Here is a 13,194-nt window from a genome sequence, read left to right on the forward strand (position 1 = left end):
TTGCTTCGGCCGCTTCGACGCGAACCGCGTCAGCGCGCCACGAACTGCGTGAGGATCGCCTGGACCTCGTAGATGTCGACGCCCTTGGTGAAGGTCTTCTGGATCGGCGCGGCCGAACCGGACAGCCAGATCTTCAGCTCGGCGTCGAGGTCGAACGTGCCGGCCGTCTCGACCGCGAAGTGCGTGATGCTGCGGTACGGGATGGAGTGGTACTCCGTCTTCTTGCCGGTGATGCCCTGCTTGTCGACCAGGATCAGACGCCGGTCGGTGAACAGGATGGTGTCGCGGATCAGCAGGTAGGCGGCGTGCACCTGCTCGCCGTGGCCGAGCAGGCGCGCGTACTCCTGCTGCGCCTGGGCCGGGTCGATGCTGTGCGCGTTGCCGAACAGTGCCATGGATGGTCCCCCCACGTGGCGTGAATGGTGCGCCGCCGCGGACTCCCCGTCCGGCGCCGACGCACCTGATCTTCGCAATCTACACGGCGGTGCGGGCTGCTGGTCCACCCTGTTACGCCGGGTTTCTACAGGTCCTCGCCCTTCAGGGACTCCTCCTCCAGGAGGCGTTCGGCGATGTCGCTCGCCCAGGCGCGGGTCCAGTGGCGCAGCGCCGCGATGGCCTGATCGTCCAGTCCGTGGGCGGCGAACTCCCGGTCGCCGAGCAGCTCGGTGCTCTCCAGGCGGGACTGGAGGTCGGCGAGGTCGAACGCGTCCCAGGCGTGCCGCCGGCCGAGTTCCTCCAGGTCGGGGAAGCTCCAGTGGGCCGCGGTGGCCCGCACGTCGACCAGGTCGCGGGCGGTGCCCCGGTCGGCCACCGCGCGCACCTTGGTGCCGATGAGGTCGTCCAGGGACAGGGCCGGTCCGAGCGTGGTCGGGACCGGCGGGCGCCAGAGGGTCTCCTTGACGACGTCGACCGCGCGTTCCGTGTCCGTGGCGGGGTCGGCGACGAGCAGGCGGGTGGCGAGCGGGTCCGTCTCCAGCGGGTGGACCCGCCAGCCGCGTTCCGTCAGGCCCTGCCGGACCTCGGCGGCGATCCGGGCCATCGGCTCCGGGCTCTGGGTCGCCGTCTCCACCACGACCCGCGGGTCCGCCAGCCGCCCCTGCGCCATGCCGTGCGCCTCGACGGCGCAGTCGCCCGCGAGGACGAGCGGGAACCGGGACCCCGCGTCGAGGACGTCGGCCGGCAGCCGGTCGGACCGGAACGGGACGGGCGGCAGCGGCAGGGTCATGCAGCGGCTCGGATGCGGTGGGTGCGGGCGGCGGCGCTCATGGTGTCCCGATTATCGCCCGGCCGGGACCGCGCCGCCCCGCGTGAGCACCGCGCGGGCCGGCGGTCACGGCAGACGACGGGCGGGGTCGCCCAGGCGCCGGGTGAGAGCCTCGGCGCCCGCCCGCGCCGCCGTCCGTCACTCCGACTCGCCGCCGAAGCGCTCCTTGTACTCGGCCAGGTCGTCGTCCGTGAGCTTGGCGAACAGCACCGGCGGGACCGTGAAGGGCGTACCGGCCGGCACGGCCGTCAGGGCGCGCGCCTCCTGCTGCCCGACCCAGGTCGCCGTGTCGTCCGTCAGCGTGAAGGCCGACCGCATCGCGGCCGCCGACGCCGGGATGAACGGCTCCGACACCACCGCGTACAGGTGGATCAGGTTCATCGCCGTCCGCAGGGTGAGGGCGGCACCGTCCTTGTCGGTCTTGATCTCCAGCCAGGGGGCCTTCTCCTCCAGGTAGGAGTTGCCCGCCGACCACAGGGCGCGCAGCGCGGCGGCCGCCTTGCGGAACTGGAGGGCCTCCATCTGGGACTCGTACTCCGCGAGCAGCCCGGCGATCTCCTCACCGAGCCGCGTCTCCGCCTCGCCGGGCTCGCCGCCCGCCGGGACCTCCTCGCCGAAGCGCTTCTTGGAGAAGGACAGGACACGGTTGACGAAGTTGCCGAGGGTGTCCGCGAGGTCCTTGTTGACCGTGGCCGTGAAGTGCTCCCAGGTGAACGACGAGTCGTCCGACTCCGGGGCGTTGGCGATCAGGAAGTACCGCCAGTAGTCGGCGGGCAGGATCTCCAGGGCCTGGTCGGTGAAGACGCCGCGCTTCTGCGAGGTGGAGAACTTCCCGCCGTAGTACGTCAGCCAGTTGAAGGCCTTGACGTAGTCGACCTTCTTCCACGGCTCGCGCACGCCCAGCTCGGTGGCCGGGAACATCACCGTGTGGAACGGGACGTTGTCCTTGGCCATGAACTCGGTGTAGCGGACGGGGTTCTCGCCGGCGTCCGCCTCGTACCACCACGACTTCCAGTCCCGGTTCTCCGGGTCCTGGTCCGCCCACTCCTTCGTCGCGCCGATGTACTCGATCGGCGCGTCGAACCACACGTAGAAGACCTTGCCCTCGGCCGCCAGGTCCGGCCAGGTGTCGGCCGGGACCGGGACGCCCCAGTCGAGGTCACGGGTGATCGCGCGGTCGTGCAGACCCTCGTTCAGCCACTTGCGGGCGATGGAGGCGGCCAGGTGCGGCCACTCCTGCTCGTGGGCGGCCACCCACTCCTCGACCTCGTGCTGGAGCTTGGACTGCAGCAGGAACAGGTGCTTGGTCTCGCGGACCTCCAGGTCGGTGGAGCCGGAGATCGCGGAGCGCGGGTCGATCAGGTCCGTGGGGTCGAGCACCCGGGTGCAGTTCTCGCACTGGTCGCCGCGGGCCTTGTCGTAGCCGCAGTGCGGGCAGGTGCCCTCGACGTAGCGGTCCGGCAGGAAGCGGCCGTCGGCGGGGCTGTACACCTGCCGGATGGCGCGCTCTTCGATGAAGCCGTTCTCGTTGAGCTTGCGGGCGAAGTGCTGGGTGATCTCGACGTTTTGCGGGGAGGAGCTGCGGCCGAAGTAGTCGAAGGCCAGCGCGAAGCCGTCGTAGACCGCCTTCTGCGCGTCGTGCGCCTGCGCGCAGAACTCGTCGACGGGCAGGCCCCGCTCCTTCGCGGCCAGCTCCGCCGGGGTGCCGTGCTCGTCCGTCGCGCAGATGTACAGCACCTCGTGCCCGCGCTGGCGCAGGTAGCGGGCGTACACGTCCGCCGGGAGCATGGACCCCACCATGTTGCCCAGGTGCTTGATCCCGTTGATGTACGGAAGGGCGCTGGTGATGAGGTGTCGAGCCATCGCGGGCTGCTCCCAAGTCGCTACACGGGTGACGATCTCGTGGTGATCGGTGATCGGTCGATCGGTCGGTCGGTCGTCTATGAACCTTGAAATCGTAGCCGACACGGGTGGGCCGCCCGCCTTCCGTTTTACGTGGTGGAAGGGGGCGGCCCGGGGAGCGTGCGGAGGGTCAGGGGCGCCAGGACGCCAGGACCGCGTCGTAGAGCTCGCTGTCGGTGAGCTCCAGCGGGGTCTCGCCGGCGAGGAAGTACGCCGTGTTCGGGGTCTTCAGCTTGCGGAGGTAGTCGAAGGCCTTGTTGTCCGGGGCGCCGAAGGCGACGAAGGAGAAGAAGACCGACGGGTGGCTCTCGGCCGCGACCGTGAGGGCGTGGGTGGCCGGGGTCTTCGCGTCCGGGGCGCCGTCCGTCTGGAAGATCACCAGGGCGGGCGTGTCCGGCGCGGTCCTGGTGTGCGTGGCGAGGACCTCCTCGACGGCGACGTGGTAGCTGGTACGGCCCATGCGGCCGAGCTCCGCGTGGAGGGTGTCGATCTTGTTCTCGTGGTCGGTGAGGGTGAGCTCGCCGGTGCCGTCCACCTCCGTGGAGAAGAAGGTGACGTGGACCTTGGTCTCCGGGGCCTCGGGGTCGAGGTGGGCGGCCAGGGCGAGGGTCTGCTCGGCGAGGGCCTGGGCGGAGCCGTCCTTGTAGTACGGGCGCATGGAGGCGGAGCGGTCGAGGACGAGGTAGACCTTGGCGCGGGTGCCGGTGAGGTTGTTCGCCGCGAGGGATTTGGCGGCGGCGTCGTAGGCGGTGGTGAGGGTGGTGGGGGCGGTCTCGGCCTCGGCTTCGCCTTCGGCCTTGTCGTCGTTCGCACCCGCACCACCCGTGCGGGTGTCGTCGTCGGATGCGGGTGACACCTGCGGGGCGTCCTCGCCGTCGGCGGGTGCCGGGTCGGGGGTGGTGGCGGCTGCGACCGGTTCGGGGGCCGGTACTTCTTCCGCGTTCGCGTCGGTGTCCGCGTTCGCGTCCGTGTCCGCGTTCGCTTCCGCTTGGGCCTGCGGCTCGGGCTCAGCTTCCGGCTCCGGTTCAGCCGTCGCTTCCGCTTCCGCTCCAGCCTCCGGCTTCGCTTCCGGCTCCGGGGTCTCCTCGGCGGTCGCGGCCTTGGGCTCGGGCGCCTCCTCCGCCGCGGGCTCCTCGGTCTGCGGGGCCTCCTCCGCCGCCGGGGTGGTCTCGGGCTCGGTCGCCTCTTCGGCCACCGGCGCGTCCTCGGCGACCGGCACCTCGTCCGCCACCGGCTCCTCGGCCTGCGGGGTCTCCTCGGCGGCGGGCACCACCTCGGCCACGGTCTCCTCGGCCACCGGCGCTTCCTCGGCCACCGGCGCTTCCTCGGCCGACGGGGCGTTCTCCGCCACCGGCGCGTCCTCGGCCACGGTGGCGTCCTCGGCCGACGGGGCGTTCTCCGCCACCGGCGCGTCCTCGGCCACGGTGGCGTCCTCGGCCACGGTGGCGTCCTCGGCCACGGTGGCGTCCTCGGCCACGGTGGCGTCCTCGGCCACGAGGGCCGCAGTGTCCGCAGCTTCCTCGGCCACCGGCGTCTTCGCCTCCGCGGCCTCCTCGACCACCACGGCCTCGGTCTCCACGGCCTCCTCGGCCACCGAGGCCTCGGTCTCCGCAGCCTCCTCAACCACCGGCGTCTCCGGAGTCTCCCGAGTCTCCGGAGTCTCCTCCGTGACCGCCACCGGCGTCTCCGGAGTCTCCTCCGTGACGGGCGAAGGCGTCTCCACAGCCTCCTCCGCGACGGCCACCGGCGTTTCCGGGGCTGCCGCCTCCGGGGCTGCCGCCACCGGAGTTTCCGCCTCCGGCGTCTCCGGCCTCTCCGCCTCCGAGGGCTCCTCCGCCGCGGGAGCCTCGGGCTCCGTCAGCGAGGTATCCGGCTTCGTCGGCTCCCAGGTGGTGTCCCGCAGCGGTGTCGTCGGCTCGGGCTCCGGGGTGCGGGTTTCCGGGACTCGGGTGCCGCCCGCCGGCTTCGTGGGGCTCGGGACCGTGACGTTGTCGAAGGCCGCGGCGACCAGGTCGTGGCCGGCGGGGGGGTCCGTCAGCTCCGTGGAGCGGGAGGACTGGGGCGGGACCTTGGGTTCCGGGGTTCCGGCCGCCGGCTCCGAGGCCGCCGGTTCCGGGGTGGCCGGCTCGGTGGATGCCGATGCGGGCTCCGAGGGTGTCGCCTCCGGCGCAGCACCCTCCGCCTCGGCGGTCCGTGCTTTGCGTGACCGACCGAACGCGTTCCGCAGGAGAGTGAGAATGCCCATGTGCGCAACCCTTCGCGTGAGTTGATGCCCGTCAATCCCTGGCCAGGACGGACACGTAAGGTTAGCGGCCTTCGGCGGTGATCTTCGGCTGGGTCTGAGGTCCGGACGGGCGCCCTGTCAAGGGGCGGGATTCGGCCGCTCCGGAGCGCGCGGCGACGCCCGCCCAAGCGACCTATGGATACGGCGGGTTCACCCCGCGTTCACCTCGCCGCCCGGCTCCCGCACGTATGTGCCCCTACGGTCGCGCTGACACCGAGGAAATCCCAGGGGAGTACAGAGTGCGCAAGCTGCTGCCGTTGATCGGAACGCCGTCCGGTTCTCATCCCGGCGGCCGGTCCGCCATGACCTGTCGTTTCCGGTGTGGTGACGCCTGCTTCCACGAGGTGCCCAACACCAGCGACAACGAATACGTCGGCGACGTCATCGCCGGCGCGCTCAGCCGCCGCTCCGTGATGCGCGCCGCCGCCGTCGTCACGGTCGCCGCCGCCGGTGCCGGTGCGGCCGGTGTCGCCGCCGCCCCGCAGGCGTCCGCCGCGCCCGCCGCGCCCGCCGACGCCCCCGCCACGTTCCGCGGCGAGCGCGGCGCTCGCGGCCTGCGCTTCTCGCCCGTCGCGCCGAACACCGCGGACGCCGTCACCGTGCCCGAGGGCTACGGCCAGAACGTCGTGATCCGCTGGGGCGAGCCGATCCTGCGCGGCGCGCCCGCCTTCGACCCGGAGAAGCAGACCGCGAAGGCGCAGGCCGGCCAGTTCGGCTACAACTGCGACTTCCTCGCGCTGCTGCCGCTGCGCGGCGAGCGCGACCGGCAGCTCCTCGTCGCGAACCACGAGTACACCGACGAGGTGCTCATGTTCCGCGGCTACGACGCCGCCAACCCGACCCGCGAGCAGGTCGAGATCGCCTGGGCCGCGCACGGCCTGTCCACCGTCGTCGTGGAGGAGGACCGGAAGACCGGCAGGCTGACGGCCGTTCCGCGGCACCCCCTCAACCGGCGCGTCACCGCCACCACCGAGTTCCGCGTGACGGGCCCGGCCGCCGGTTCCGACCTGCTGAAGACCTCCGCCGACCCGACCGGCACCAAGGTGCTCGGCACCCTGAACAACTGCTCCGGCGGCACCACCCCGTGGGGCACCACGCTGCACGGCGAGGAGAACTTCAACCAGTACTTCGCCAACAGCGGCCGCGCCACCGACAAGCGCTACGGCATCGGCACCGGCCCGACCGAGCGCAAGTGGGAGCGGTTCGACAAGCGCTTCGACGTGGCGCAGGAGCCGAACGAGGTGCACCGCTTCGGCTACGTCGTCGAGTTCGACCCGTACGACCCGACGTCCACGCCCCGCAAGCACACCGCTCTCGGCCGCTTCAAGCACGAGGCCGCGACCGTGCGGCTCACCGACGACGGCCGTCCGGTGGTGTACTCGGGCGACGACGAGCGGTTCGACTACTTCTACAAGTTCGTCAGCAGCAAGCGGATGCGCAAGGGCAGCTCGCGTGCCGTGCGCGAGCACAACCTGTCGCTGCTGGACGAGGGCACGCTCTACGTCGCCAAGCTGACCGGCGACTCCCCGGCCACCGACATCGACGGCTCGGGCAAGCTCCCGGCGGACGGCGAGTTCGACGGCAGCGGCGAGTGGATCCCGCTGGCCACCGCGACCGCCGACGGCGCCGTCTCGCACGTCGAGGGCATGTCCGCCGACGAGGTGTTCGTCTTCACGCGGATCGCCGGCGACAAGGTGGGCGCCACGAAGATGGACCGCCCCGAGGACATCGAACCCAGCCCGGTCACCGGCAAGGTCTACGTCGCCCTCACCAACAACACCAACCGCGGCAAGTCCGGTTACGCGGGCGCCGACGAGGCCAACCCGCGCAACAGCAACAAGCACGGCCACGTCCTGGAGCTCACCGAGCGCTGGAACCGCGCCGACGCCACCCGGTTCGCCTGGTCGCTGTTCCTGGTGGCCGGCGACCCGGCCGACCCGGCGACCTACTTCGCGGGCTTCCCGAAGGACAAGGTCAGCCCGATCTCCTGCCCGGACAACGTGGCCTTCGACCCGTACGGCAACCTGTGGATCTCCACCGACGGTGCCCAGCTCGGCTCGCACGACGGCCTGTTCGGCGTCGCCACGCACGGTCCGCGGCGCGGTGAGCTGAAGCAGTTCCTGACCGTGCCGGCCGGTGCCGAGACCTGCGGCCCGATCATCCAGGACCGCCGTGTCCTGGTCGCCGTGCAGCACCCGGGCGAGATCGACGGCGCGTCCGTCGAGGAGCCCAAGAGCACCTGGCCCGACGGTCCGGGCACGTACGTCCGCCCGTCGGTCGTCGCCGTGTGGCGCGCCGACGGCGACGACATCGGCGTCTGATCCCGCCGGGGGCGACCTGAGGGAGTGGTTACGGGAGGGCTGGGACGGGTGGCCGGGTGCCGCCGTGTTCCAGCCATTCCCGGTACGCCGGTGCCTGCCGCGCCGCCTCCCAGTACGCCTCCTCCAGCGCGGGCCGCACGCCGTCCAGTTCCGTCTCCGTACGGGCCGCGAGCAGCAGCCGTACGCCGAGCGGGTCGCCGTGCAGGCGGCGTACGGCCATGTCGGCGCGTGGCTGGCAGGTGGGCTGGCACACGGTGACGACCTCGCCGGTCGCGACGAGCGCCGACGCCGTGTGGTAGTCGCCGGACAGCACGGGCGGGCTGACGCCCGCGGCGCGGAACATCCGCTGCACGGCGTCCCATTCGCCGTCGACGCTCGGGTCGATCATCCAGCGGTCGGTGGCCAGATCCCGCACGTCCACCACGGGCTTCGCGGTCGCCGGATGGTCGGCGGGCAGCGACACGAACTGCGGCTCGCGTTCGACGAGGACGCGCACCCGCAGCTCCGGGGGCACCCGCAGCGGGCAGCCCTCGACCTCGTGCACGAAGGCGACGTCGAGCTGTCCGTCGGCGACCATCCGCAGCAGCGTGTTCGCGGAGACGTCCATGTGCAGCGAGGGCTCCTGGCCGTGACCGCGCAGCCTGCGCAGCCAGCCGGCCAGCGCCTTGCTGGCGGTCGAGCCGACGCGCAGCCCGGGGCCGCCCGCGGCGGCGGCCCGTGCCTCGGCCACCAGGGACCGCAGCTCGGTCACCAGGGGCCTGGCGCGGCTCAGCACCAGCCGGCCGAGATCCGTCGGGCGGCAGCCGGCGCGGGTGCGCAGGAACAGGGGACCACCGAGCTCCTGCTCGATGCGGCGCAGCTGCGTGCTCAACGACGGTTGTGCCACGCCCAGTTGGCGGGCGGCGCGGTGCAGACTGCCGGTGTCGGCGATGGCGCACAGCGCCCGCAGGTGCCTCACCTCGAGCTCCATGGCGTCGGAGCGTAAGGGGGAACTCCGCGTCGCACCAGACGCACAAATCCCTGCCGACAGCGGCCAATCGGTCGATCGTGGGACCGGTGATAGGGCCGCGCTATCGCCGTTTGCCATCATCACAGCCGCCGCACGGGCATCGAGACTCGGCGTGACGACTCACCCCCCACCAAGGAGTCCTCGATGCGCATGCGCATGTCCACGTCCCTGTCCGTCCGCACGGCGGCGGTCACTCTCGGCCTCGCGGCCCTCGGCGCCGGCGCGGCGGTCCCCGCGTCGGCAGCCCCCGCCCACCTCGGGTACACCGGCACGTCCGCGGAGGCCGCGGCCAACGAGGCGTTCTTCCAGGCGGTGCTGGAGTCGGTCGCCGAGAAGCGTGCCGCGAACCCCAGGAGCACCGCGGCCGTCACCGTCGTCTACGACGCCTCCCGCGCGCCCTCCTTCAGCGCCCAGATATCCCGCAGCACCCAGATCTGGAACAGCTCGGTGTCCAACGTGAAGCTCCAGGCGGGCACGTCGGGCGCCGACTTCAGCTACCGCGAGGGCAACGACCCGCGCGGCTCGTACGCCTCGACCGACGGTCACGGCAGGGGCTACATCTTCCTGGACTACGCGCAGAACCAGCAGTACGACTCCACCCGCGTCACCGCCCACGAGACCGGCCACGTCCTCGGTCTGCCGGACCACTACGCGGGCCCGTGCAGCGAGCTGATGTCGGGCGGCGGCCCCGGCCCGTCCTGCACGAACGCGATCCCGAACGCCGCCGAGCGGTCCCGCGTGGACCAGCTGTGGGCGAACGGCTTCGCCGCGGCGCTCGACAAGGCGCTGCAGAAGAGCGCCCGGTAACGCGGCCCGCGTTCCCCGCCCACGACAGCGGCGTCCCCGGCGGGGCGCCGCTGTCCGCGTGGTCGCCCCCGGCGGTGCGGCGTGAGGTCCGGCCCGGTGCCGAGGGCGCGTGATCCTCGGCGGTGTCGGCCACGACCCACCCGCCCCCGGGCCCTCGGCTCCCCCGTGTCAAGGGCGGGCGGCGCGCGGCGACGGCCGCGGGGGTGTGCGGCGGCGGCCGTATCGCCCGGTCAGCCACGATGCCGCCGCCACCGCCAGGCCCAGCGCGACCAGCAGCCACGACGCCGTGCGCAGGGTCGTCGTGAGGGCGTCGTAGACCGCTGCGGCCGCCGGGCGGTGCGGTTCGTCGGGGAGGCCGGCGACCGTGAGGCGGCGGCCGATCGCGACGGCGAGGGCGAGCAGGGCGCCGCCGAGGGCCGTGCCGAGGCCGGTGGCGGTGACCGCGCGGCGGCGGCACGTGGCGACGGCGATCCCGGCGAGGGCGAAGACGACCGCACCGAGCGGCAGCCAGAACGCGGCGACGTCCAGCACGTGGTATCCCTTCCGCAGCCGGTCCGCCTCGTCGGCCGGCAGCACGGCGACCGCGGTGTGCTCGACCGGGATGCGGTGCGCCAACGGCATGTGATCGGCGGTCAGTTGCGCTTTGACGCGGGCGGTGACGGGCGCCAGGTCGACGGTGACGGCACCGTCGGCGTGGTCGTCGCGCAGGGCGCGCAGCACGGCGTCGTGCACGGTCCGGTTCGCGGCGTCCCACGCCGTGCGGTAGGTCTCGGTGCCGGTGAAGGAGCGCACCGCGTCGTGCACGAAGGGGCCGACGACGCCGCGCGCCCGGCCGACGTCGGCCTCGGCGAGGATGCCGTCCCCGACGGTGTCCGCGACCGCGTCGCGCACGTCCGGGTCGGAGGCCAGCGGCGCCATCGCGGCGACGTACCGCCCGGTGTCGGCCAGCCCGTACGCCGCCCAGGCCGCGAGCGCGCCGAACGGCACGAGCAGGCAGGCGAGCGCGATCAGGGCGGCCGACAGGGCGTTCCGGACACGCGGGCCGCCCGGGAGGCGGGGGCGACGGGGAAGGGGGCGCACCCCTTCAGGCAAGGCCCCGGCGGCGGGCGCGGCGACCGGGAGGCGTGCAGATGGGCGCATGGGTGGGGCCGAACGGGGGGATGCGGCACCACACCCGCCGCCAACTGGGGTTTCGTGTCCTCCGGTGGAGGCCTCGCCCGAACGGGTGTTACCTGGTTCCGGGGAGAAGGAGGCCGATATGCGCACCCTTGCGGCTCTGCGGACCCTGGCCGTGGCCCTGCTCGCCGGCGGCACCTTCGCCGCGACCGCGGCGGGCACGTCGGCGGCAGCGACGGCGTCGCCGTCGTACGCCGGCGGACACGGCCGCGGCGACGGCCCGGTCTGGGGCACCGTCGTCTCCCGTACCGCGCTCAACGTGCGGACGGCGCCCACCACTCACGCACCCGTCGTGGACCGGCTCCCGCCGGGCAGTCAGGACCGTGTGGAGTGCACGGTCCGCGGTCAGCGGGTGAACGGCAACCCGTACTGGTACTGGCTCGTCGGAGCCCGGGCCTGGGCGAGCGCCGAGTTCGTCGACAGCCACGGCCGGTGGGTGCCCGCCTGCGCGGACCCGTGCCCCGAGTGGAAGGACGGCTCCTGGCTCAACTGGGACGACCCGTTCGGCAGTTCCTGACCGGACGGCACAGAACCCCGGAGGAACCGCGGGCCCCGGCAGCACCGGCCGGGGCCCGCGGTCCGTCGGCGGGGTGTCAGCCCACGCGGTGGCCCTCCGCGTCCTCGCGCGTGTAGTAGCGGTAGAACGCCACCGCGAAGACGCCCGCCGCGACGGCCAGTGCCAGGACGGTCGACCGCAGGACGGTCGAGCCGGTCTGGCTGATCAGGAACCCGACGGCGGCGCCGGCGAAGCCCGCCCAGAGCAGCGCGTGCGGTTCGCGCCTCAGGCGCTGCGCGAGGGCGCGCACGGCGACGTACAGGGCCATGAACACGAGCGCCGTCACGAAGCCGAACAGCAGGTTCCAGCCGGTGACGGGTCCGCCGCCGCGCCGGTTGGCCGCGGCCCAGTAGCCGTAGACGAGTCCGAGCACCAGGGGCAGCGCCCACTTCGCGGCCGTGTGGACCCGGGCGCCGAAGACGTCGGTCGAAGCGGTCGTGCCGCCCTTCCTGCTGGTCCCGCGTGACGCGGGAGCGGCGTGAACCATGAGCGCACTCCTCTCTCTCCGCCCCCGCCTACCAGCGGACACCGGGCGAAGTCCGCGGGCAAGTCGGCGGCCGGGACCGGCCCGGGAGGGGATGCGGGAGGTGTCGGCGCGTGTTTCGCTGGGGCCGTGAGCGACGGCGGCGGCCAGGGCCTGCGCGACCGGTACCCGCGGGCCGGGCGCCGGGACACCGTGCAACGGCAGTCGCTGCTCAGGGTGCGCGGCCGCAGCGTGGCGTGGGTGCCGCCGCTGCTGCTGCTCGTGCTGATCATCGCCGTCGACGGCAACACGCCCGGCAGCTTCCGGATCATCACCTGGATCGTGCTGGTGCCCGGCATCGCCGCCGCGATCTGCCGGGTGTGGACGACGGCCGGGTTCGCGCTGCTGGCGGTGGCGAGCTACCTCGTGGCGGACGGCGCCTGGCCGGGCCAGTACCAGGCCGGAGCGGCCGACTTCGTCCTCGTCACGATCGGCGGCGTCCTCGCCACGCTGGCCTGCGCGGTCCGGCTGCGCGGCGAGCGGCGCATGATCCACATGCGGGACATCGCCGACACCACCCGCCGTACCGTGCTGCGCCCGCTGCCGCCGGGCTGGGGCGGTCTGGAGCACGCGGCGGTCTACCTCGCCGCGGACACCGACGCCCGCGTCGGCGGCGACTTCTACGACATCCAGCCGGGCCCGCACGGCACGCGCGTCCTCGTCGGCGACGTGCAGGGCAAGGGACTGGGCGCGGTGGAGGCGGCCGCCGCGCTGCTCGGCACGTTCCGGGAAGCCGGGTACCACGAGCCGAGCATCGCGACGGTCGCCGAGCGCCTGGAGACCCGTATGCAGCGGCACCGGCAGCACAGCAAGGCCCTCGGCCGGCGCGACGGGGAGCGGTTCGCCACGGCCGTGCTGCTCGGCTTCCCGGTGGACGACACCGACGTGGTGGAGGCCGTCGTGTTCGGCCACGAACCCCCACTCGCGGTCGGCGCCGGCGGCGTGCGGTCCCTGCCGGGCTGCGACGCGCTGCCGCTCGGTCTCACCGAACTCGCCCCGGCCGTGCCGCCCGTGCACCGGGTGACCGTCGCCCAGGACGAGACGCTGCTGCTGTTCACCGACGGGGTGACCGAGGCCCGCGACCGCGACGACGTCTTCTACCCGCTCCATGAGGAGGTGGCGCGGGCCGTCGCCGCCGATCCCCGGGTGGCCGACCCGCACCGTCTGGTGGCGCTGGTCCGCGACGGCACGCTGCGGCACACCCGCGGCCACCTCGCCGACGACACCACGGTGTTCGCGGTGCGCAGGATGCCGGGAACGTCCGTGGACGGCCCCGAACGAGGACGTTTGCAGGCCTGAGGCCCTCCTTCGCAGCCGCAGCGGTTACCGTGCTGCCGTACGTGATCGACCAG

11 protein-coding genes are annotated in these 13,194 nt (G+C 73.1%); 4 read left to right on the plus strand and 7 right to left on the minus strand.

From position 1 onward, the window contains the following. Positions 1-29 precede the first annotated feature (29 nt). The 4 genes from QC282_RS18010 to QC282_RS18025 all read right to left on the minus strand — a co-directional run bounded on the left by QC282_RS18010 (position 30) and on the right by QC282_RS18025 (position 5,411). A complete protein-coding gene (locus QC282_RS18010; RefSeq protein ID WP_217140449.1) occupies positions 30-395 on the minus strand; it encodes a PH domain-containing protein in 366 nt (121 codons plus the stop codon). Between the two features lie 125 nt (positions 396-520). Continuing rightward, complete coding sequence (locus QC282_RS18015) at positions 521-1,225, minus strand: nucleotidyl transferase AbiEii/AbiGii toxin family protein (protein ID WP_279550482.1); 705 nt, start codon at positions 1,223-1,225, stop codon at positions 521-523. Between the two features lie 177 nt (positions 1,226-1,402). After that, positions 1,403-3,127, minus strand: coding sequence for a methionine--tRNA ligase (gene metG / locus QC282_RS18020; RefSeq protein WP_279550483.1), 1,725 nt, complete (start codon positions 3,125-3,127; stop codon positions 1,403-1,405). Between the two features lie 169 nt (positions 3,128-3,296). Further along, positions 3,297-5,411 carry a VWA domain-containing protein gene (locus QC282_RS18025; RefSeq protein WP_279550484.1) on the minus strand — a complete coding sequence of 705 codons (2,115 nt, stop codon included), beginning with the start codon at positions 5,409-5,411 and terminating at the stop codon, positions 3,297-3,299. Positions 5,412-5,689: 278 nt separating this feature from the next. On the opposite strand from QC282_RS18025, the gene QC282_RS18030 reads away from it, so the two are divergent. After that, entirely contained in the window at positions 5,690-7,771 is a 2,082-nt protein-coding gene (locus tag QC282_RS18030; RefSeq protein WP_279550485.1) for a PhoX family protein, read from the plus strand. Positions 7,772-7,799: 28 nt separating this feature from the next. Here QC282_RS18030 and QC282_RS18035 read toward each other — a convergent pair whose 3' ends face one another. Continuing rightward, on the minus strand, positions 7,800-8,741 hold the full coding sequence (locus QC282_RS18035; RefSeq protein ID WP_279550486.1) for a LysR family transcriptional regulator: 942 nt from the start codon (positions 8,739-8,741) through the stop codon (positions 7,800-7,802). Positions 8,742-8,936: 195 nt separating this feature from the next. On the opposite strand from QC282_RS18035, the gene snpA reads away from it, so the two are divergent. After that, on the plus strand, positions 8,937-9,587 hold the full coding sequence (gene snpA / locus QC282_RS18040; RefSeq protein WP_279550535.1) for a snapalysin: 651 nt from the start codon (positions 8,937-8,939) through the stop codon (positions 9,585-9,587). A 168-nt stretch (positions 9,588-9,755) separates the two neighbouring features. Here snpA and QC282_RS18045 read toward each other — a convergent pair whose 3' ends face one another. Then, the gene (locus tag QC282_RS18045) at positions 9,756-10,667 is read right to left on the minus strand and encodes a hypothetical protein (RefSeq protein WP_279550487.1); all 912 of its coding nucleotides are present in this window, start codon (positions 10,665-10,667) and stop codon (positions 9,756-9,758) included. Positions 10,668-10,845: 178 nt separating this feature from the next. Here QC282_RS18045 and QC282_RS18050 point away from each other — a divergent pair, with 178 nt between their 5' ends. Then, positions 10,846-11,280 carry an SH3 domain-containing protein gene (locus QC282_RS18050; protein ID WP_279550488.1) on the plus strand — a complete coding sequence of 145 codons (435 nt, stop codon included), beginning with the start codon at positions 10,846-10,848 and terminating at the stop codon, positions 11,278-11,280. Positions 11,281-11,356: 76 nt separating this feature from the next. Here the strand turns inward: QC282_RS18050 and QC282_RS18055 are convergent, their stop codons facing one another. Further along, positions 11,357-11,806 (minus strand): hypothetical protein, encoded by a 450-nt coding sequence (locus tag QC282_RS18055; protein ID WP_279550489.1) that lies wholly within the window; start codon positions 11,804-11,806, stop codon positions 11,357-11,359. Positions 11,807-11,956: 150 nt separating this feature from the next. Here QC282_RS18055 and QC282_RS18060 point away from each other — a divergent pair, with 150 nt between their 5' ends. Then, on the plus strand, positions 11,957-13,141 hold the full coding sequence (locus QC282_RS18060) for a PP2C family protein-serine/threonine phosphatase (protein WP_336621077.1): 1,185 nt from the start codon (positions 11,957-11,959) through the stop codon (positions 13,139-13,141). Positions 13,142-13,194: the final 53 nt, after the last annotated feature.

The organism is Streptomyces sp. DH24 (assembly GCF_029813775.1).
Lineage (GTDB): Bacteria > Actinomycetota > Actinomycetes > Streptomycetales > Streptomycetaceae > Streptomyces.

Bases quoted from the DNA above. Each gene is read 5' to 3' on its own strand.
- QC282_RS18010 (WP_217140449.1), bottom strand. From the start codon at position 395: ATGGCACTGTTCGGCAACGCGCACAGCATCGACCCGGCCCAGGCGCAG.
- QC282_RS18015 (WP_279550482.1), bottom strand. From the start codon at position 1,225: ATGACCCTGCCGCTGCCGCCCGTCCCGTTCCGGTCCGACCGGCTGCCG.
- metG (WP_279550483.1), bottom strand. From the start codon at position 3,127: ATGGCTCGACACCTCATCACCAGCGCCCTTCCGTACATCAACGGGATC.
- QC282_RS18025 (WP_279550484.1), bottom strand. From the start codon at position 5,411: ATGGGCATTCTCACTCTCCTGCGGAACGCGTTCGGTCGGTCACGCAAA.
- QC282_RS18035 (WP_279550486.1), bottom strand. From the start codon at position 8,741: ATGGAGCTCGAGGTGAGGCACCTGCGGGCGCTGTGCGCCATCGCCGAC.
- snpA (WP_279550535.1), top strand. From the start codon at position 8,937: ATGTCCACGTCCCTGTCCGTCCGCACGGCGGCGGTCACTCTCGGCCTC.
- QC282_RS18050 (WP_279550488.1), top strand. From the start codon at position 10,846: ATGCGCACCCTTGCGGCTCTGCGGACCCTGGCCGTGGCCCTGCTCGCC.
- QC282_RS18055 (WP_279550489.1), bottom strand. From the start codon at position 11,806: ATGGTTCACGCCGCTCCCGCGTCACGCGGGACCAGCAGGAAGGGCGGC.